Source organism: Xanthomonas sp. F14, from assembly GCF_014199865.1.
The window spans coordinates 637663-658210 of sequence record NZ_JACHOM010000002.1 but is presented as its reverse complement, the minus strand read 5'-3'; the positions used below and the strand labels follow the sequence as shown (position 1 = coordinate 658210).

General features: G+C 66.3%; 16 protein-coding genes. 4 read left to right on the top strand and 12 right to left on the bottom strand.

Annotated elements, in window-relative coordinates; genetic code table 11:
• Positions 1–487: 487 nt before the first annotated feature.
• From GGR73_RS11290 to GGR73_RS11270, 5 genes are all read right to left on the bottom strand, one after another.
• Entirely contained in the window at positions 488–1504 is a 1017-nt protein-coding gene (locus tag GGR73_RS11290) for an XdhC family protein (RefSeq protein WP_065032552.1), read from the bottom strand.
• Entirely contained in the window at positions 1501–3708 is a 2208-nt protein-coding gene (paoC, locus tag GGR73_RS11285; RefSeq protein WP_184456927.1) for an aldehyde oxidoreductase molybdenum-binding subunit PaoC, read from the bottom strand. Before paoC ends, GGR73_RS11290 begins: the two co-directional genes overlap by 4 nt.
• 1 nt (position 3709) lies before the next feature.
• A complete protein-coding gene (locus GGR73_RS11280) occupies positions 3710–4660 on the bottom strand; it encodes an FAD binding domain-containing protein (protein ID WP_016904084.1) in 951 nt (316 codons plus the stop codon).
• Positions 4657–5307, bottom strand: a complete 651-nt coding sequence (gene paoA, locus GGR73_RS11275; RefSeq protein ID WP_047126891.1) for an aldehyde dehydrogenase iron-sulfur subunit PaoA — start codon at positions 5305–5307, stop codon at positions 4657–4659. Before paoA ends, GGR73_RS11280 begins: the two co-directional genes overlap by 4 nt.
• A gap of 547 nt (positions 5308–5854) precedes the next feature.
• Complete coding sequence (locus GGR73_RS11270) at positions 5855–6862, bottom strand: zinc-dependent alcohol dehydrogenase family protein (protein ID WP_065032554.1); 1008 nt, start codon at positions 6860–6862, stop codon at positions 5855–5857.
• 271 nt (positions 6863–7133) lie between these two features.
• Between GGR73_RS11270 and GGR73_RS11265 the strand changes: the two genes are divergently transcribed.
• Positions 7134–8639 carry a sensor domain-containing diguanylate cyclase gene (locus tag GGR73_RS11265; RefSeq protein WP_184456925.1) on the top strand — a complete coding sequence of 502 codons (1506 nt, stop codon included), beginning with the start codon at positions 7134–7136 and terminating at the stop codon, positions 8637–8639.
• 298 nt (positions 8640–8937) lie between these two features.
• On the opposite strand, the gene GGR73_RS11260 is transcribed toward GGR73_RS11265, so the two are convergent.
• Positions 8938–9459 carry a single-stranded DNA-binding protein gene (locus GGR73_RS11260; RefSeq protein ID WP_024939378.1) on the bottom strand — a complete coding sequence of 174 codons (522 nt, stop codon included), beginning with the start codon at positions 9457–9459 and terminating at the stop codon, positions 8938–8940.
• 273 nt (positions 9460–9732) lie between these two features.
• Here GGR73_RS11260 and GGR73_RS11255 point away from each other — a divergent pair, with 273 nt between their 5' ends.
• Positions 9733–10731, top strand: a complete 999-nt coding sequence (locus GGR73_RS11255) for a polyprenyl synthetase family protein (protein ID WP_016902370.1) — start codon at positions 9733–9735, stop codon at positions 10729–10731.
• Positions 10732–11001: 270 nt separating this feature from the next.
• On the opposite strand, the gene GGR73_RS11250 is transcribed toward GGR73_RS11255, so the two are convergent.
• The 5 genes from GGR73_RS11250 to GGR73_RS11230 all read right to left on the bottom strand — a co-directional run bounded on the left by GGR73_RS11250 (position 11002) and on the right by GGR73_RS11230 (position 17751).
• Complete coding sequence (locus GGR73_RS11250; protein WP_047129048.1) at positions 11002–11802, bottom strand: dienelactone hydrolase family protein; 801 nt, start codon at positions 11800–11802, stop codon at positions 11002–11004.
• A gap of 155 nt (positions 11803–11957) precedes the next feature.
• The gene (murD, locus tag GGR73_RS11245) at positions 11958–13367 is read right to left on the bottom strand and encodes a UDP-N-acetylmuramoyl-L-alanine--D-glutamate ligase (RefSeq protein ID WP_184456924.1); all 1410 of its coding nucleotides are present in this window, start codon (positions 13365–13367) and stop codon (positions 11958–11960) included.
• Positions 13348–14703, bottom strand: a complete 1356-nt coding sequence (gene murL, locus GGR73_RS11240) for a UDP-N-acetyl-alpha-D-muramoyl-L-alanyl-L-glutamate epimerase (RefSeq protein ID WP_065049954.1) — start codon at positions 14701–14703, stop codon at positions 13348–13350. The genes murD and murL overlap by 20 nt, the downstream gene beginning before the upstream one ends.
• Positions 14700–15158, bottom strand: coding sequence for a hypothetical protein (locus GGR73_RS11235; protein WP_184378836.1), 459 nt, complete (start codon positions 15156–15158; stop codon positions 14700–14702). Before GGR73_RS11235 ends, murL begins: the two co-directional genes overlap by 4 nt.
• A complete protein-coding gene (locus tag GGR73_RS11230; RefSeq protein ID WP_054591427.1) occupies positions 15142–17751 on the bottom strand; it encodes a bifunctional aspartate kinase/diaminopimelate decarboxylase in 2610 nt (869 codons plus the stop codon). Before GGR73_RS11230 ends, GGR73_RS11235 begins: the two co-directional genes overlap by 17 nt.
• A 183-nt stretch (positions 17752–17934) precedes the next feature.
• On the opposite strand from GGR73_RS11230, the gene GGR73_RS11225 reads away from it, so the two are divergent.
• Positions 17935–18813 (top strand): PhzF family phenazine biosynthesis protein, encoded by an 879-nt coding sequence (locus GGR73_RS11225; RefSeq protein WP_184456922.1) that lies wholly within the window; start codon positions 17935–17937, stop codon positions 18811–18813.
• A gap of 31 nt (positions 18814–18844) precedes the next feature.
• A complete protein-coding gene (locus GGR73_RS11220; RefSeq protein WP_016902363.1) occupies positions 18845–19726 on the top strand; it encodes a PhzF family phenazine biosynthesis protein in 882 nt (293 codons plus the stop codon).
• A gap of 127 nt (positions 19727–19853) precedes the next feature.
• Here GGR73_RS11220 and GGR73_RS11215 read toward each other — a convergent pair whose 3' ends face one another.
• On the bottom strand, positions 19854–20450 hold the full coding sequence (locus GGR73_RS11215) for a glycine zipper 2TM domain-containing protein (protein WP_024939386.1): 597 nt from the start codon (positions 20448–20450) through the stop codon (positions 19854–19856).
• Positions 20451–20548 lie beyond the last annotated feature (98 nt).

Here is a 20548-nt window from a genome sequence, read left to right as displayed (position 1 = left end):
ATGCTTTCCGACGTCTACCACCCGACCGTTGCGCATTGCACTGCTGCGCCAGCATGACGAAGACCAGCATGACGAAGAAATGTGCGGAGCTGCGGTAGCGCTGCGATCACGACGACAGCGACTGATTGCCAGCGTTGAATGGCGCAATTACCGGCAGAAGCGCGGATCACAAGAGCATGCCTTAAAAGACATATCAAAAATTACTTACCCTCCAGACGGATACTTTTCAGCACCAGAAACTTCATCGACAACCACGCATCCACCATCTGGCGACTGCACATTGAAATTCGTATCGAAGTTAATGCAAACGCGCGATTGCAGTGCCCTGCCCGTTCTCACAGCGACACGGCTCGGAGTGGCTAACGGAACGTAGCGAGCGGTCGTCAAGCCGATGCGGATGGCGCCGAGCAATCGCAGTATGAGTGGCACCTACGACTACTGTCCGCGCTCTGCATGGCGGTGAGCGCAGCCGTCTTGGTGGCCGTTCCTAGCCAGCCAACGCAGCAGCAGCCTGCCCATCGGCGACGGCCTGGGTGGCTTCGGCAATGATGCCCAGTGCAATCGTATGCGGGGAGGAGCGCCCCATGCGCCAGCCCGCCGGCAACCGCAATCTGGCCAGCGCGGCATCGTCATAGCCGAGCGCACGCAGTGCCTGCAGGCGTGCTTCCCGCTTCTGGCGGCTGCCCAGGATGCCGATGCAGGCAGCCCTGGAGGCGAGCCCGCGGCAGGCGACCTGCAGGTCGCTGTCGCCGTCATGTGCGAGGCTGTAGAGCGCCGTGTCCGCATCCAGATGCAGGTCCTGCAGCGCGTCGCCCAATGCACGGCGATCGTAATGGTCGGCGGCCAAGCCGGGCGGTGGTTCGCTGGGACCATGCGGCCGCAGCACGCGTACCTCGATACCCATCTGGCTGGCCAGCGACACCAGCACCAGCAGCGCAGGATCGGCACCGACCAGCACCAGCCGCAGCGGCGGCCGGTGCGTACGCAGGAATTCATCGGGACGCAGGTCCTGCGCGCTGACCGGGTAACGGACGGCGCCGGTGCTCCGATCCAGCGCGACATGGAACGGGCGACGATGCTGGCGCGCATTGCGCCAGCGTGCCAGATGCTCGCCCAGGTCCTGGACCGGCCAGACCAGCACACCGATACGGCCGCCGCAGCTGAGCTGGATGTCCAGCACCTGGCTGCCTTCGCCGTAGTCCAGCCAGCGCGGCATGCCATCGCGCAAGGCGGCGCTGGCCTCGTGCGCCACTGCCGCTTCCACGCAGCCGCCGGAGACGTAGCCGGCCACCCGGCCATCGGCGCTGATGGCCATCTCGCTTCCCAATGGGCGCGGCGACGAGCCTTGCACGTCGATCAGCGTGGCGATGGCCACGCGCTGCCCCGCCCGATGCCAGGCGGTCAGCGTGGGCAGCAGGTCATCGTGCAGGGCATAGCTCGGCCATGCCGGCCACGCCGGCTCGGCCGGCGCCGCATGCGTGACCGGGGCCACCACCGCACTCACGCGCGCAGCAACTCGGGCAGATGCGGCAGCAGCTTGTCCAGCGTCACCGGGTAATCGCGGACGCGCACGCCGGTGGCGTTGTAGACCGCATTGGCGATCGCCGCTGCCACGCCGCAGATGCCCAGCTCGCCGACCCCCTTGGCCTTCATCGGCGACGACATCGGGTCGCTTTCTTCCAGGAAAACCACCTCCTGATGCGGGATGTCCGCATGCACCGGCACTTCGTAACCGGCCAGGTCGTGATTGACGAAGAAGCCCAGCCGCTTGTCCACCGCCAACTCTTCCATCAGCGCTGCACCCGCGCCCATGGTCATGCCGCCGATGACCTGGCTGCGCGCAGACTTGGGGTTGAGGATGCGTCCGGCCGCGCACACCGCCAGCATGCGGCGGATGCGCACCTCGGCGGTGGCGACATCCACGCCGACTTCGACAAAGTGCGCGCCGAAGGTCGACAGCTGATGCGTCTTGGAAAGCTCGCCGAACTCGATCTTGTCCTCCACCACCAGGGCGCCATTGGCCGCGGCATCACCGAGCGCGATGCGCTTGCCGCCGGCACGCACATGGCTGTCGGCGAATTCGGCCTTGGCCGGGTCCAGCCCCAGCTGCTTGGCGACGGCTTCGCGCAGTTTCACTGCCGCGGCATACACACCGGCTGTTGAACTGTTCGCACCCCACTGGCCGCCGGAACCGGCCGAAGCAGGAAAGCTGGAATCGCCGAGGCGCACATCCACCCAGTCCAGCGGCACGCCCATCATCTCCGCAGCGGTCTGCGCAATGATGGTGTAGGAGCCAGTACCGATATCGGTCATGTCGGTTTCCACCACCACCCGGCCGCCCTGCTCCAGCCGCATGCGTGCGCCGGAGGTCATCACCGGCGCGTTGCGGAACGCGGCCGCCACGCCCATGCCGACCAACCAGCGCCCATCGCGGTTGCTGGCCGGCTTGGCCTTGCGCTGGGACCAGTCGAAACGCTTTGCGCCGTCTTCCAGGCATTTGACTAACTGACGCTGCGAGAACGGACGCTGCGGGTTTTCCGGATCCACCTGGGTATCGTTGACGATGCGGAACTTGACCGGATCCATGTCCAGTTTCTCGGCCATCTCGTCCATGGCCACTTCCAGCGCCATCAGACCCGGCGCTTCGCCAGGCGCACGCATCGCGTTGCCTTCGGGCAGATCGAGCACTGCCAGACGCGTGGAAATCAACCGATTGGCGCCGGCATACAGCAACTGGGTCTGCGCGGCCGCGATTTCCGGGCCGCCCTCGGGCAGGTCGCCGGACCAGCTCTCGTGCGCGATCGCGGTGATCTTGCCATCGCGCTGTGCACCGATACGGATGCGCTGCACGGTGGCCGGGCGGTGCGTGGTGTTATTGAAGATCAGCGGCCGCGGCAGCATCACCTTGACCGGGCGCCCGACCTGGCGCGCGGCCAGTGAGGCAAGCACCGCATCGGCACGCAGGAACAATTTGCCGCCGAAGCCGCCACCGATGTACGGCGACATCAGACGCACGTTTTCGCGCGGGATCCCCAGCGTCTTGGCCAGATCGCCCGCGCTCCAGTCGATCATCTGATTGGAGGTCCACACGCTCAGCTTGTCGCCTTCCCACATGGCGATCGATGCGTGCGGCTCCATCATCGCGTGCGAATGATCGGGCGTGGTGTACTCGGCATCCAGCTGCACCGGCGCTGCCACGAAGGCGCTATCGAAATTGCCGACCGCACTGTTCGGCGCCCCGCCCTCCTTGGTGACCTTGGCGCCATTGCGGGCCTTTTCCAGATCGTAGGCGCCGACGTGGCGACCGTAGTCGACCTTGATCAGCTGGCCTGCGGCACGTGCCTGCTCAAAGGTTTCGGCAACCACCACCGCAATGGCCTGGTGGTAGTGCTGGATCTCCGGGCCGCCGAGCAGTTTGGCCGTGTTGTACTTGCCTTTCTGCAACTTGCCTGCATTCTGCGCAGTCACGATGCCGAGCACGCCCGGCGCATTGCGCGCGGCGCTCAGATCGATGCTGCGAATGCTGCCCTTGGAGATGCCGGCGCCAACGATATGGCCATAGGCGGCACGGCCAGGCAGATCGTGATGCTCGTACGCATATGGCGCCTGCCCGGTGGTCTTGAGCGGACCGTCGATACGATCGACCGGCTTGCCGACCACCTTGAGCTGGTCGATGGGATTGGTACTGGCGGGAGTGTCGAATTTCATATCAGGCCCTCGTGTCGGCCAGGATCGCGGTCAAGGTGCGCTCAACCAGCGGCAGCTTGAAGGCGTTGTGTTCGGTGGGTTGTGCGCCGTCGAGCAGCACGGAGGCAATCGCACGTGCGCCCTGGCGCGACTGTGCTTCGGCCGCCTCGCTGCGCCACGGCTTGTGGGCGACACCGCCGACGCCGACCCGCACGCTGCCATCGCGTTGCACGACCGCCGCAACCGACACCAGGGCGAATGCGTAGGAAGCGCGATCGCGCACCTTGCGGTAGACATGCGTGCCGCCGAGCGGCTTGGGCAGGCTCACCGCGGTAATCAATTCGCCGCGTTCCAGCACGGTTTCCAGGTGCGGCGTCTTGCCAGGCGCACGGTAGAACTCGGACAACGGCAGCGCACGCGTCTGTCCATCCGGACGCACCGTTTCGACCACCGCATCCAGCACGCGCATGGCAATGGCCATGTCGCTGGGATGGGTGGCGATGCACTCCTCGCTCACGCCGATCACCGCCAGCTGCCGGTTGAAGCCTCCGATCGCCGCGCAACCGCTGCCCGGCAGGCGCTTGTTGCATGGCTGATTGGTGTCGTAGAAATACGGGCAACGCGTACGTTGCAGCAGATTGCCTGCGGTGGTGGCGCGATTACGCAACTGCCCAGACGCACCTGCCAGCAACGCGCGCGACAGCACGGCGTAATCGCGACGCACACGGGCATCGGCTGCCAGATCGGTATTACGCACCAGGGCGCCGATGCGCAGGCCACCATCCGGTGTCTCTTCGATGGTGTCCAGGCTCAGCCCGTTGACATCGATCAGGTGCGAGGGCGTCTCGATCTGCAGTTTCATCAGATCGAGCAGGTTTGTGCCGCCGGCGATGAACTTGGCACCCGGCTGGCGTGCCGCCTTGGCCGCAGCGTCGGCGGGTGAGGTCGCACGCTCATAGCTAAACGCCTTCATGCGCGCTCTCCCGCAACATCATTGATCGCGTCGACGATGTTGGAATACGCACCGCAGCGGCAGATGTTGCCGCTCATGCGCTCCTGCAATTCCGGCGTGGTGAGCTTGGTCTTGGCAGTCAGATCGTCGGTGACATGGCTGGGAATGCCGCGCTTGACTTCGTCCAGCACCGCTACCGCCGAACAGATCTGCCCGGGCGTGCAATAGCCGCACTGGTATCCATCGTGTTTGACGAAGGCCGCCTGCATCGGATGCAGCTTGTCCGGCGTGCCCAGGCCTTCGATGGTGGTGATCTTGCCGCCCTGATGCATCACCGCCAGCGACAGGCAGGAATTCATCCGCTGCCCATCCACGATCACGGTGCAGGCACCGCATTGGCCATGATCGCAGCCTTTCTTGGTGCCGGTCAGATGCAAGTGTTCGCGCAGGGCATCCAGCAAGGTGGTGCGATTGTCCAGGGTCAGCGTCACCGGCTTGCCGTTGACTTCGAATGCGACCTGGCTCGATGCGTTGGCAGGCTCGACTGCCTGCCGCTGCGACATCGCATTGGCTGCAGTGGCGGCCATCGACTGGGTTGCGGCAACGCTGGCTGCCGACGCCGTGCCAGCGATCAGTACCTCGCGACGGGTCATCTTGATATCTCTCATGGCTGGCATCTCCAACAATGCTGGCTTATACAGTTCTTAAATAATGTGCAGCGCGGCCGGTCACAATCGCGTGAGCATGCGGCGAGTGTGTGCGGGCGCGAATCGGCGGTATGGCCCGATTCTAGAGGCGCTGCAGGCGGGCATTGACGGCATGGACTGCATGCGCCTATGAAACGCGCTCATCATTGTTGGAATGGGTTGCCTACTCGCTGCACAACGATCGTGTGTGCTGGCAGCTCGCGTTTTGCAGCGCGCCTCAGGTTCTTGAAGTGGTTCGAGACCGTTCCATGTGCTGACAACGACGATGTCATCTGCGTCTGCGCGCGTGCTTCCATCTACACGCCGCGGTGCTCCATTGCATCCGGATACGCTGCATTGAGAACATCCGGACACGAACGACCGCTCTTGAGCGGCGGCCAGCGCGTGGCGATCGGCCGTCAGGCGAGTGTGGATAGCGTGGAATTGCAGTGTGTGTGGGTGATCCATTCCGATCCCACACAGCGGCCGCGCCCGCCTGACGGCAAGCGCGGCACGTCTTCAACCGCTCCTAGAATTCCAGCACGATCTTGCCCAGATGGCCGCCTGCCTGCTGCAGCGCGAAGGCGTCGGCGATATCGTCGAGCGCGAAGGCGCGATCGATCACCGGCCGCAGCGGCAAGGCATCCAGTGCACGCACCAGCTGCTGTTGATGCGTGCGACTGCCGACCACCAGCCCCTGGAGGCGCTGCTGCCGGCCCATCATTTCCGCGGTCGGCACCGGGCCTGCGGCACCGGTCAATACGCCGATCAAGGCGATATGTCCGCCAACCCGCGCAGCGCGGATCGATTGCGCCAACGTGCCCGGCCCACCGACCTCGACCACGTGATCCACGCCGCGGCCATTGGTGATCTCCAGCACCTGCGCCGACCACTCGGCATGCTGTCGATAGTTGATGACATGGTCTGCGCCCAGTGCACGCGCCTTGGCCAGTTTCTCGTCGGACGACGATGTCGCGATGACGGTGGCACCCATCGCCTTGGCGAACTGCAATGCAAAGATCGATACGCCGCCGGTGCCGAGCACCAGCACGCTGTCGCCGGCCTTGAGTCCGCCGTTGACCACCAGGGCGCGCCATGCGGTGACGCCGGCCGTGGTCAGGGTCGCCGCTTCGGCATGGCTGTAGCCGGCCGGGGCGTGTGTGAACGCATGGGCGGCGGCCACCACCGCAGAGCGTGCATAGCCATCGACGCCATCGCCGGGCGTGGTGGCAAAGCCGGCGTGCAGCGGCTCGCCATCCAGCCACTCGGGGAAGAAGGTGGACACCACATGATCGCCAACGGCGAACTCATCCACCTCAGGCCCGACGGCCTCGACCACGCCGGCACCGTCGGACATGGGGATACGGCCGTCAGCGGTCGGCATCTGCCCCGACACCACGCCAAGGTCATGGAAATTCAACGAGCTTGCATGCAGCCGCACCCTGATCTGACCGCGTGCCGGCTGCCCGGGGTCGGGCAAGGCAACACCATGTAATGCATTCAGGCCTGCAGGCTGAGCTAAACGAATCGCGCGCATGGGGCGCTCCTTGCTGTGATCGATCTTCGGGATAACACGCCGGGCGTTATCCGCATGCAGTCGAGCTGGCTTTCGACTCCGTTATGAGCTGGTGATCCGCGCAGCATTTAGCACGGTGATGAGAGCAGGCGGGACAGCAGCGCAGTCGCACGCCGGGTGAGCTGCCGTACAACGCATGAGGCATCAATCACAGATCGGCATTGCGCCACATGATGCAAACGATTCCACGCGGCGCCCACGGCTAAGCTGGCACAGCGGTTGCAACACCCTGATGTCCAGACAGGTAACTCACGTGACATCACCCGGCAAGCGGCGACGGCAACGAGCACAACGCATCGCGTTGCACTTTGTGCTGGGCATTTCGTGCCTGCTGCTGCTTGGTTCGGAATACTGGTCCATCCACGACGAGCGCACGAGTGCGCTGCGTACCGCCGAAGCGCAATCGTTGAACCTCGCCAATTCGCTGGCGCAGCATGCCAGCGATACCCTGACGATCGCCGATGCCGTGCTGTCCGGACTGGTGTCGCGGGTGGAACACGACCAGGGCTCGGCCAGTGCGGGACCGGTCATGCATGACTTCCTGGTGCATGAAGCGCGTCGTTCGGACCGGCTGCATGGCATCTTCATCTATGCGGCCGACGGCAGCTGGGTGAGTTCGTCACTGGACAGCACGCCCAGGAAGCACAACAACGCCGATCGCGCCTATTTCAAATATCACCGCGACCATCGCGACGCCTTGTCGCTGGTCGGGCCACCGGTGCAGAGTCGCTCCGATGGCAGTTGGGTGCTCACCTTGAGCCGGCGCCTCAACACCCCCCGCGGCGAATTTGCCGGCGTGGTCCTGGTCACGCTGCAACTGAAGTATTTCCAGAACTACTACAGCACCTTCGAGGTCGGCCCGAACGGCACCATCGGCATGACCAATGACGACGGCATCGTGCTGGTGCGCCGGCCCGACAAACCGGGCGTGATCGGCACCTCGATCGCAGGCACTTCGATCTACGTCACCATGCGTGCGCGCAGGCATGGCACGGCCACCTATCGTTCGCCGATCGACGGCGTGGAGCGCATTTCCAGCTTTGCGCCAGCGCAGGCCTATCCATTGACCGTATTGACCGGGGTCGCCGTCGATGACGCGTTGGCCAACTGGCGGCAATCCGCACACCAGCGAATCCTGATCGCCGCGCTGGGATGCGTATTGTTGTTGGGCGTCGGTATCTGGCTGGATCTGCAGTTGCGCCGCATGCATCGCAACGAGGACAAACTCAGCTCCGAAGCCTGGATGGATGCACTCACCGGCATTGCCAACCGCCGTGCGTTCGACCACCGGCTCTCGCGTGCCTTGCAGCAGGCCGTGCATCGACAGGCACCGCTGTCGGTGCTGATGATCGATGTCGATCATTTCAAGCTCTATAACGACACCTATGGCCACGTCAACGGTGACGCCTGTCTGCGCCTGGTCGCAGGCGCGATTGCCGGTTGCTCACGGCGCAGCGAAGACATTGCCGCGCGCTACGGCGGCGAAGAGTTCGGCATGATCCTGCCGCAGACAGATGCCGCCGGCGCACTGCGGCTGGCCGACGCAATTCGCAGCGCCGTCGCCGGGCTCGGGCTGATGCACCTGTCCAGCCCGACCAGCGCACACGTCACCGTCAGCGTCGGCGTCGCGACGTTCGAACCGGGCGAAACGCCACGCACCCCGGATGCCTTCGTGCACGACGCCGACTCGGCGTTATATCGCGCCAAGCAGAACGGCCGCGACCGGACGTCGGCGTAGCGCAACTGGCAGTAAGAACTGCCCGTAACGTCAGGCAGGCGCGGCCCATGTCCGGAATCGGCACGTGTCAGGCAGACACCCCATAGGTGCGCGGCGTTCTCAGCCACCTGACGATTGCACGCGAGGTGCTGTTAGCCACGCTTGGTCGAGATTGGTGATTGGCACCGTCGTACCGACCAGGTCTGCGCGTCCAGGGAGCTTCGAAACAGCCCGGCCTGCGTCGATGCAACAGCGGCCAGCAAGCAAAAGGCCCGCGCGATGCGGGCCTTTTGAATGACAACCAAGGCTTGGCTACCGATCAGAACGGGATATCGTCGTCGGCAAAATCGTCCATCGGCGGTGCCGACTGCTGCTGGGCCGGCTGCTGACGACGCGGGGCGTAATCCTGACCGCCGCCCTGACCGCCACCGCCACCACCTTGCTGCTGGCGCGGCGCCTGGCTGCGCTGCGGGCGATCGCCGCCCATGCCGCCACCGCCGCCTTCGCCACGGCCGCCGAGCATCTGCATCTCATTGGCGACGATGTCGGTGCTGTACTTCTCCACGCCGTCCTGGCCGGTGTACTTGTCGTAGCGCAGTTCACCTTCGACGTACACCTGCGAGCCCTTGCGCAGGTACTCGCCGGCGATCTCGCCCAGCTTGCCGAAGAACACCACGCGGTGCCACTCGGTGCGCTCCTGGTTGTTGCCATCGCGGTCCTTGCGCATGCTGGTGGTGGCCAGACTCACGCGCGTGATCGCCATGCCGGCCTGGGTGTACTTGGTGTCGGGATCGTTGCCGAGGTTGCCGACGAGGATGACTTTGTTGATGCCGCGGGCCATAGATGCTTCCGAGATGGTGCGCCGGCGCCAATGGGCGCGGCGGTGAATGTCTTGGTGCCAATGTTACCGCACCTGCCGGCCACGGTCCCGGCGGATCGCCGCAGCGCCGGGCCGGGAAATGCCGCGCCGGCAGGTCGGAATCCGGGCACTCCCGGACAGGCCCGACGCTGGCGCCGCAAGGGTTTGCGGCCACGCCGGAGGCCTTTGGACACGGCCAGCGGGACGGATCTGGCCCAGACACCTATAATCGGCGCACATCACGAACGCCTGCGCATGACCATCGCCGAAGACCTCCCCACCGTCCTGGGCCTGCCCCAGATCCAGTCCCTCGCCGCGCCCGACATGGCCGCGGTCGACGCGCTGATCCGCCGCCGTCTGGCCTCGGACGTCGTGCTGATCAACCAGATCGCCGATCACATCATCTCCGCCGGCGGCAAGCGCCTGCGTCCGATGCTGGTGATGCTGGCCGGCCACGCCGCTGGCGGCTCCGGCCCGGAGCACCATCAACTGGCGGCGATCATCGAGTTCATCCACACCTCCACCCTGCTGCACGACGACGTGGTGGACGAATCGGACCTGCGCCGCGGGCGCAGCACCGCCAATGCGCTGTGGGGCAATGCGCCCAGCGTGCTGGTCGGCGATTTCCTGTATTCGCGCAGCTTTCAGTTGATGGTGGAGCTGGATCGCATGGAAGTCATGCAGATCCTGGCCGACACCACCAACCGCATCGCCGAAGGCGAGGTGCTGCAGCTGCTGCATGTGCACAACCCCGACACCGACGAAGCCGCCTACCTGCGCGTGATCGAGCGCAAGACCGCGGTGCTGTTCGCCGCCGGCACCCGCCTGGGCGCGCTGGCTTCGGGTGCGGATGCGCAGGTGCAGCAGCGCCTGTACGACTACGGCATGCAGTTGGGCTTTGCCTTCCAGATTGCCGATGACGTGCTCGACTACGCTGCCGACGCAGCGGACCTGGGCAAGAACCTGGGCGACGACCTGGCCGAAGGCAAGGCAACCCTGCCGCTGATCCACGCCATGGCGCACTCGGATGCGGGCACCCGGGAGCGCCTGCGCCAGATCGTCGAACAAGGCGATGCGAGCGCAATGCCCGAAGTGCTGGCGGCGATTCATGCCACCGGCGGCCTGGATTACAGCCGCCAGCGTGCCGCCGAATATGCCGCCGCTGCCGAACAGGCGCTGGACACGTTGCCGCCCAGCCCCGCAGTTGCCGCATTGCGCGGCCTGGCGCGGTATGCGGTGCAACGCACGCATTGAGCCGGGTGGCGGCAGGTTCGCCTGCCGCGCTCACTGAACGGGCTGACAGCCGACGGTCACCCTCGCCTTTCCGGCGGAAACGCTGCCGCAACCCATGCCAGGGTTGCGGCGCCTTGTCACACGGCCTCTGAACGCGTCACACACCGATGCTGCGTGCGCCATCCGATCCATGTCCAGGATCGGCACCCCACTCCCGCACCGCATGTCTGCGCGCCATCCGCCACACCCGACGACCGCCAGTGCGGCGGTCAGCCGCCTCTGGCCACCTCGTCAATCGCCAAAGCGTTCGTCGAAGAAATCGCCGAGCATGCGGTAGGCACGTTTCGCCGCACGCGGGTTGTACAGGCAGCCTGGCGGGCTGTTGGCATCGGCTTCGGCAAAGCAATGCACTGCGCCGCTGAAATTGACGAACTGCCAGTCCGCGCCGGCCGCATTCATCTCGGTTTCGAAGGCGGCGATGTCCGCCTTGCTCACGCTCTTGTCGTCGGCGCCATTGAGCACCAGCAGCGGCGTCCTGGCCGAACCGGCCGCCGCCGGGCTGGGGGTGGCGATGCCACCGTGCAGGCTGACCACACCGGCCAGTTGCGCACCGGCGCGCACCAGCTCCAGCACCGTGGTGCCGCCGAAGCAGAACCCCACCGCACCGATGCGCGATGCATCCAGCGGCGCCTTGCCGGCCTGCGCCTTGAGCACATCCACCGCCTTCAGCGCGCGGGCGCGCAGCGTCGGCGGGTCCTTCTTCAGCGCACCGGCAAACTGCCCGGCCTCGCTGTCGTTGGCCGGACGCTTGCCTTTGCCGTAGACGTCGGCAACCAGCACCACGTAGTCGTCGCCGGCCAGTTGCTTGGCCTTGGTGACCGCCGAATCGTTGACCCCGCGCCAGTTTGGCACCATCACCAGCCCTGGGCGCTTGGCGGCACCGGCGTCGTCGTAGACCAGCACGCCGCTGAAGGTGTCCTTGCCGACCGTCCATTCCAGCGGTTTGGCCTGCATCGCTGCCGCAGCGGGCAACGCCAGCGACGCCAAGACACCGAACAACCCAACGCCACGCCATCTCCATTGCTTGTGCATGTACCTGCTCCCGGGAAGGTCCGGCGAGTGTAGGCGCTGCCGCCGTGCACACCGGGTCAGCGTGGACGCCGACGGACCGATCGCGTCGGCGTTCTGCCACGGCCGTCGAAAAACCCCGGGGCGGATGGCGCCGTTGCCCCGCGAGCAACGCCGCGCTACTGCACGCCCAAGCCGGGAATCGCGCTGATCGCCGCCGGATCGAACCCCGCCAGCTGGGCGAAATGGCGGCCGCGCGCGACATAGTCGCTATAGGCGCCGAAGCTGGGCGCACCCGGCGACAGCAGTACCACGCCGCCCTGCTCGCCCAGCGCCTGGCGTGCCAGCCGCATCGCGTGCTCCAGGTCGTCGGCGGCATGCAGGCCGAAGCGGCCGCTCGCGGCCAGCGGCGCCAGCAACGCATGGATCCGCGGCCCGTTCGCGCCCATGGTGACGATTTCCAGCGGCGCCTGCTGCGCCATCTGCGCGGCAAAATCCTGCCAGTCCAGCCCGCGATCGTGGCCACCGACCAGCAAGGCCACGCGGCGTTGCGCAAAGCAGGCCAGCGCCGCCAACGAGGCATGCGGGGTGGTGCTGATGGAGTCGTTGACGTAGCTGATGCCGTCCACGCTGCCGAGCAGCTGCAGGCGGTTCGGCAACGGGCGGAAGCTCGCTGCGGCCGGTGCCAGCGCCGCAGCGTCCAACCCCAGGGCTTCCAGCGCTGCCAGCACCGCGCACAGGTTGCGCCGATTGTGTTCGCCGGGCAGCGGCACGTTGGCGGTGTCGAACACCGGCTGCTCGCCGCGATACACCACATCGCCGCGCAGATGCCAGCCATCGGGATGGTTGAACCAGCGCACCTCGCTGTCGGGCAACTGCAACTGGGTCAGATGCGGATCGGCGGCATTGAGCAAGGCAATGCGCGGACGGCCTTCGGTGACCAGCGCCAGCTTGTCGCGCACGTAGCGCGCCTCGTCGCCATGCCAGTCCAGATGCTCGGGAAACAGGTTCAGCACCAGCGCCAATTCCGGACGCGCGCCGCTGCGCCCCACTTCGCCGGTCTGATAGCTGGACAACTCGATCGCCCAATAGCCCGGCGGCGGTTGCGGCGCCAGCACTTCCAGCAAGGGTTGGCCGATATTGCCGACCAGGGCGGTGCGATGGCCGGCCGCGCGCAGCAGATGCGCCAGCAGCGCGGTAGTGGTGCTCTTGCCCTTGGTGCCGGTGACGCAGATGGCGCCAGGCACATAGCCGTCAGGCTGCGCATGCTCGGCAAACCACAACGCGGTGCCGCCGATGAATTGCGTGCCGTGCTCGGCTGCGGCGGTGTGCGCCTCGGGGCGATACGGACTGATGCCGGGCGATTTCACCACCACATCGAACCGGCCCAGCGCCCGCGCGCTGGCGTCGGTTTCCACATGCAACGCAGCATCGGCCAGCGTCTCGAGCTCGCGCGCTTCGTCGGCGTTGCAGAACACCGTCAGCGTTTGCGTGGGCAACGCGGCGCGCAGTGCGTGATACGCGGCGCGCCCTTCGCGCCCCCAGCCCCATAACGCAACCGCCTTGCCCTCAAGCTGCGAAATTCGCACGCACGCGCTCCCACAGCGCCGACGGAATCCGGTGTTCGCCGTCGATCGCCAGCAACGGCTCCAGCTGCAGCGCCTGCTGGTCCAGCTGCGGCTGGATCTCGCGGATGAAACGCAGCACCAGCGCGTCCTCCTTCCATTCGGCACGACTGGCCAGCACCGCCATTGCCGCGCGCGATTCGCGCCCTTCGCCGACGCATTCGAACGGCTTGTGGTCCTGGAATTCCAGCAGCGCGTCGTAGCCGCCGGCCTGGGTTGCATCGTCGAGCAGATTGCGCCCGAAGATCTTGACCAGCCGCGTCTTGGGCATGAACGGTGCCAATGCCAGGAACACGAAATGGCACTTCGGGCAAACCCCGCACCAGCGATGCACCGGGCGCTCGCCCATGATGTGGAAGTTGCGGTTGCAGCTGGAAAAATGCGCGTCGTAGTGATCGGTCTTGGCGAACTGGCGCGCCACCGCCAGCTCCGACAACGGCCGCAGCAGCGAGTAATAGCGCAGGTCGGCCGCCACGTGCCGCTGCACGTAATCGCCGAACGCCTGCTCGAACGCCCAGCCCTTGGACCACTGGTGATTGACCTCGCCGGTGCCGGGAATCTGGCTGCCGTAACTGGCCGAACGTTCGTTGGAAAACACCACCTGGTCCACGCCGTTGAGCAAGGCCGACAACACCAGGATGGCCGAGTTCACCGCGGTGACCGGGATATGCCCGTTCCAGGCGCCCTGGCGATTGAGCTCGAACAATTCCGGCGCCAGCACGCGGCCGATATTGAGCACTGGCAGGCCGGTGCGCTCGGCGCAGGCACGGATCAGCTGCGAGCCGCCGATCCAGCTGACGGTCTGGTCAATACCGGCATGCCGCAGCGCTTCGATGCTGACCAGCGAATCCTTGCCGCCACCGATCGCAACCAGGGCATGCTCGCGCAGGCCCAGCGCCGGCGCATCGGCAGCAGCCGGCGCAGCCACCGGCAAGTGGATCTTGCCGTGCAGGTTCAAGCCATTGCGATAGGCGAACTCGCCCAGGCCGTGCAGGTAGACGCTTTCCACCAGCGCAGCGGTATCGGCATCGATGCTGTAGCTGTCGATGGCAATGGTCGGCGGCACTGCGGCCTTGTAGTAACTCACGCCCGCAATGAGGTGCAGCAACTGCAAGGCCTGTTGCACGGCGGCGGCACGCGCGCCGTCCAGCACGAATGGCGCGCCGGGCACGGCAACGGTTTCCACAAGTTCCGGCCCCTGATCGAAGGCATACACCAGCGTCGCCACGCCGGTCTGCGCGTCGAGTGCGCAACGCACGAAACGGAAGGTGGAAATCTGGTGTTTGTCGAAAGCGCTCATGGACTACCTGCAGGAACACGTACGCGACGCAGATAACGCCGGCACAGGACATATTCAATCATGGAAAACGGCACCGCAGCCCACAGCAGCGGCATGCAACCGAACAACACCGCCAGCAACAGCACATCCGGACGTGCAGCCGTGGCATCGCCGGACACCGCGAAGGCGATGGCGAGATACAGCGCCACCACCGGCACATAACTCAGCGCGCTCAACAGCACCGTGCGCACTGCCATCCCGCCACTGCGACGCGTGGGACCCTGCGCATCGCGCCGACGTTGCCAACGCCCAGCCAACCATGCGCCGATACCGGCGGCGACCAGCGCGGGCAGCGCCCATTTGAAGGTGTCGCTCCATGGCATGCCCAGGCTCAGTTGCTGCAGCGCGGTGGCGAACACGATCGCAGCACCACCGGCCAGCGTACTGAGTGCAATGAACTCAGCCTGCGGGCGCATCGATCACCTCTTCGCGCGGCAATTCGCGCTGGTTGTAAGTGCTGGCCATCGAGTAGCCGTAGGCACCGGCATCGGCCAGCAGCATCACATCGCCCGGCGCGGTGGCGGCAGGCAGACGACGGCGCTTGCCGAACACATCGGAGGATTCGCAGATCGGCCCGACGATATCGAAGCTGCCATCGGCTGGCGCATCGAGCTGGCTGAGGTTTTCGATGTCGTGCCAGGCGTCGTACAGCGCGGGGCGGATCAGCGTGTTCATGCCTGCATCCAGGCCCACGCGCTGCACGCCGTCCTTCTCGATCACCTGGGTCACCTGCGCCAGCAGCACGCCGGCTTCGGCCACCAGGTAACGGCCCGGCTCGATCGCCAGCCGATAGCCCGGATGCACCGCCTTGACCTCGGCCAGGCCCTTGGCCCACAGCTCCAGATCGAACGGCTCGTCCTCGGCGCTGTACGGAATCGGCAGGCCGCCACCGATATCGATGGTCTCCACCGTGCCGATGCGGCGCGCGAAGCCGGCCAGTTCGTCGTACATCATCCGCCAGTGTTCGCCGGTCTCCACGCCACTGCCCAGGTGCGCATGCACACCGGTGATGGTGACCTCCAGCGTGCGCGCCACCTCCACGAACTCATCCACGCGCGTGGACGACAAGCCGAACTTGGACGCCTTGCCGCCGGTGTTGACCTTCTCGTGATGGCCGTCGCCATGCCCCAGGTCGATGCGCAGCCACACGTTGCGGCCACGGAACACCTCCGGCCAGCGCCGCAATGCTTCGACGTTGTCGACGGTGACGGTCACACCCAGCGCAAATCCCGCTTCGTATTCGGCCTTGGGCGCGAAACTCGGGGTGAACAGCACGCGCCGCGGCGACAGCTCGGGCAAGGTATCGAACACGCGGCGCAGCTCGCCGTGCGAGACGCATTCCAGCCCGAACCCAGCCTGTTCCAGCGCCATCAGGATCGCCGGATGCGCATTGGCCTTGATCGCGTAGTAGCGCTGATCCACCGCCGCGATCTGCGCCAGCGCCTGCGCACGCGCACGCACCGTGGGCAGGTGATAGACGTAACGCGGCGTGCCGGCCTTGGACAGTGTCAGCAGGTGCGCGCGCTCGGCATGCCACCACGGCGTGGGCCGCGGGCGCACCGAGCCGATGATCTCGCGCCAGCGCGGCCCGAACACCTCGCCTTCGCTCACCGGCATCGCGCCACTGTCGATCAGTTCCGCATGCAGGATCGGCAGCAGGCCATCGGCATCGGCTTCGTCGATGACGAAGGTCAGATTCAGGTCATTGGACGACTGCGAGATCATGTGCACGCGCTCCTGCCCGAACGTGGCCCACACGTCGGAGAGCTTGTGCAGCAGCGAGCGCATGCCGCGCCCGACCAGGGTGATCGCCGCACACGGCACGATGATCTTGACCTTGCAGATCTGCGACAGATCGGCCGACAACGCCGCCAGCACATCGGTGTTGACCAGGTTCTCGGACGGGTCCAGCGACACGGTGACATTGGTCTCGGCCGAACCGATCAGGTCCACCGACAGGCCATGTTTCTTGAACAGGGTAAATACATCGGCCAGGAAGCCCACCTGCTGCCACATGCCGATGCCTTCCATCGACACCAGCACGATGCCGTTGCGCCGGCTGATCGCCTTGACGCCCGGCACCGGCTCGGCATTGCCGTCGATGCTGGTGCCGGGCAGATCGGGGCGCTCGGTATCCAGGATCGCCATCGGCACGCCGGAATCACGGCATGGCTTGATCGACCGCGGATGCAGCACCTTGGCACCGGTGGTGGCGATTTCCTGCGCCTCGTAATAGTCCAGGCGGGTCAGCAGCCGCGCGTCCGGCACTTCCTTGGGATTGGCGCTGAACATGCCGGGCACATCGGTCCAGATTTCCACCCGGCTGGCGCCGAGCAGCGCACCGAAATACGCCGCCGAGGTATCCGAACCGCCCCGCCCCAGGATCGCGGTGCCGCCATCGGCGTGCCGCGAAATGAAGCCCTGGGTGATCAACAGGCGCGTGGGCTGCGCAGCGAAACGCGCGCGCCAGTCGGCGTCGGACTGCCACTGGCAGGACACCGACAGACGCTTGGACCATTCGCTCTGATTGGGCTGCGGCGGCAGCGCCGACAGCCACTGGCGCGCATCCAGCCAGCCCATGTCCAGGCCGCTGGCATGCAGATACGCCGCACCGATGGTGGAAGACAGCAACTCACCCTGCCCCAGCACCTCGGCCTGCCAGTCCAGCGTGCGGGTTGCCGCGCGCGCATCGCCGATCAATGCATGCAGCGCGGCAAGGCGCTCGCCCAGCACTGCATCGGCATCCAGTTCCAGCTCGGCCAGGAACTCGCGATGACGCTGCTCCAGCGCCGCCACGCGCTGCGCGCTGTCGGCGGCGCCATCGGCAATCGCGGTGAGTTCGTTGGTCACGCCCGACAGTGCGGACACCACCACCAGCACGCGGCCGCCGGTCTCGTTGGCCCGTTTGCTCGCCAGTTTTCCAATCGTGTCCCAGCGATGACGACGCGACACCGAGGTGCCGCCGAACTTGAGGACGATCCAACGATCGGTAGAGTGGGGAGCTGACATGGAGATAGGCGTTTAGGATGAGGGGGAAGACGCCCGGTACGCCGGGCGGAACCTCCGATTCTACTGCCAATGCCGCCCGCATGACCCCGTGTACGGTCACAGCCTGCCGGCGGCCATCGCCATCACCGCAACGGTTTGCGCTGCAACCATCGACGCGCCTTCCATCACCGAGATCCATGCCCCATGAGCAAGCACCGCTACCTGCAACTGGATGTGTTCGGCGGCCAGGACGGCCACGGCAATCCGTTGGGCGTGGTCCTCAACGCGCAGACGTTGTCGTCGGAGCAGATGCAGCAGATGGCCGCCTGGCTGAACCTGTCGGAGACGATCTTTTTCCTGCCGGTCAGCGCGCCCGATGCGGACTACCACATCCGCATCTTCACGCCACGTGCCGAGCTGCCGTTCGCCGGCCACCCCAGCGTCGGCGCTGCGTGGGCGGCGGCGACGCACGGGCTGGTGGCGTTCAAGCCCGACGGCCGGATGCGCCAGCAGTGCGCTGCCGGCGTGCTGCCCGTAGAGGTGATCGACCGGCATGGCGCCCTGCTGGTGCGGCTGCGGGCACCGCGTGCGCAAGCAGTCGAAACCGGCGATGCGCACGCTGCGGCGTTGCACGAGGCCTGCGCCGGCCTGCGCATGGCCGAACGCCCGGCCACATTGTGGAACAACGGCCCCGGCTGGTGGCTGCTGGAACTGGCCGACGCGCAGGCGGTACGCCAGGCGCTGCCCGATCTGGCGGCGATCAGCCGCCTGACCCAGGCCAGCGCGGCCACCGGCCTGGCCATCTACGCGCCGCAGGCCGGGGACGATGCGGACCTGGTGGTGCGCGCCTTCTGCCCCGGCGACGGCATCCCGGAAGATCCGGTCACCGGCAGCGCCAACGCCTGCATTGCCGCACGCCTGCACGGCGAAGGCCGCGTGCCGGGCCAGGCGTCGCGCTATGTCGCCAGCCAGGGGCGCGAAGTCGGCCGCGACGGGCGTGTGCACCTGGAGGTGGATCACGAAGGCGAAGTCTGGATCGGCGGAACGACCAGGCAAATGATCGAAGGCCGCATCGATTGGTAAGCTGCCGCGCCCTGTTCGCCGAGCCGCCACCATGACCACTCGCCGTTTCCTGCAACTGGATGTGTTCTCCGCCCGCCCCGGCAGCGGCAACCCGCTGGCGGTGGTGCTGGATGCCCAAGGCCTGGACGATGCCGCGATGCAGGCCATCGCACGCTGGACCAAGCTGCCGGAAACCACCTTCGTGTTTGCGGCGCCGGATGCGCACAGCAGCTATCGGCTGCGGATGTTTTCCCCGCAAAAGGAAGTGCCGTTTGCCGGCCACCCCAGCGTCGGCACCGCCCACGCGGTGCTGGAAGCCGGCCTGGCCGCGCCGGACGACGGCGTGCTGATCCAGGACGGCATCGCCGGCCAGCTGCCGCTGCGCGTGGAGCAGATCGCAGGCCACCGCAGCATCGCCATCCGCACCCCGCGTGCGCGCGTGGCCGAGCAGGTGGAGGCCGACGACCCGCGCCTGCGCGATGCGGTGGGCGGCTGGCCACTCGGCAGCCTGCCGCCCGCCTTGATGGACGGCGGCCGCACCTGGTGGGTGGTGGAGCTGGCCAGCGAAGCGGCGCTGCGCGGCCTGCAGCCGGACTGGGACGCGATCGCCGCGCTGGCCGAATCCACCGGCAGCATGGGTGTGTTCGCCTATGCCCGCGCCGCAGCGCCCGGTGCCTACGATCTGGCGGTACGCGCCTTCGTCGGCAATGGCCGGCGCTTCGAAGATGCAGCCTCCGGCGCGGCCAATGCAGTGCTCGCCGCCTGGCTGGACAGCCGCCAGGCATTGCCGGGCAAGGAACGTCGCTACGTGGTCAGCCAGGGCCGCGAGATCGGCTTCGACGCCTTGCTGGAATTGCGCATCGACGCCAATGGCGATGTGTGGTCTGGCGGCCAGGTGCAGACGGTGATCCGCGGCACGCTGGATTGGGCGTGATCGCGCCTGATCCCGCAGGCTGAAGAGTGCTTGCGCGGAAACAAAAAACGCTGCGGTCGCCCGCAGCGTTTTTTCATTCAACCGGCCGATGTCGATCGCCTGACCGCAGCGTGCGGCAGCGCAGCGGTCAGTCCGGGCGCACGTCCACGCGCACGCGGATGCGGTCGCCCGGGTTGTAGTCGCTACGCGTGTGATAGGTGCGGCCCGCGTATTCGTAGGTCACGTCGTAGCCATCGACACGATCGCGTTCGCGCCGGTAGGACACCGGTTCGCAGACGCTGACGTTGCCCTGATAGTTGCGATTATTGGCTTCGTAGATCGAGCGGCCCGCCGCGACGCCGGCCATGGTGCCGACCGCGGTGCCGACCAGGCGGCCATTGCCGCCACCGACCTGGCTGCCAAGCACCGCACCGGCGATACCACCGATCACGCTGGCCACGCCACGGTTGGACACACCAGCCTGGCCATAGCTGCCGCCATCGCGGTAGTAGCCGTCGTTGCGGGTGTAGTAGCCATCGGCCGGGCGGTTGTAGCAGCGCTCGCTGCTGCGCTCGTTATACGAATCGGTCACGATGATCGGGTCCACGCGCACTACCCGCGCATATTCGTAGCGACCATCCTCATCGCTGCCACGTCCGTAGTAGCCGCTGTCATAGCGCTGCGCCGTTGCATTGCCTGCAACTGCCAGACCCATCACCAGAGCACCAAGCACAAGAGTTTTCATTGCGGCAGCTTCACAGGGAGGACACGCTGCCGATGCTCGGCCTGCGCCAGTGAAACCGCCCTGAACCAAACCGCCCTTGCAACGCCCTATTCAGGTCG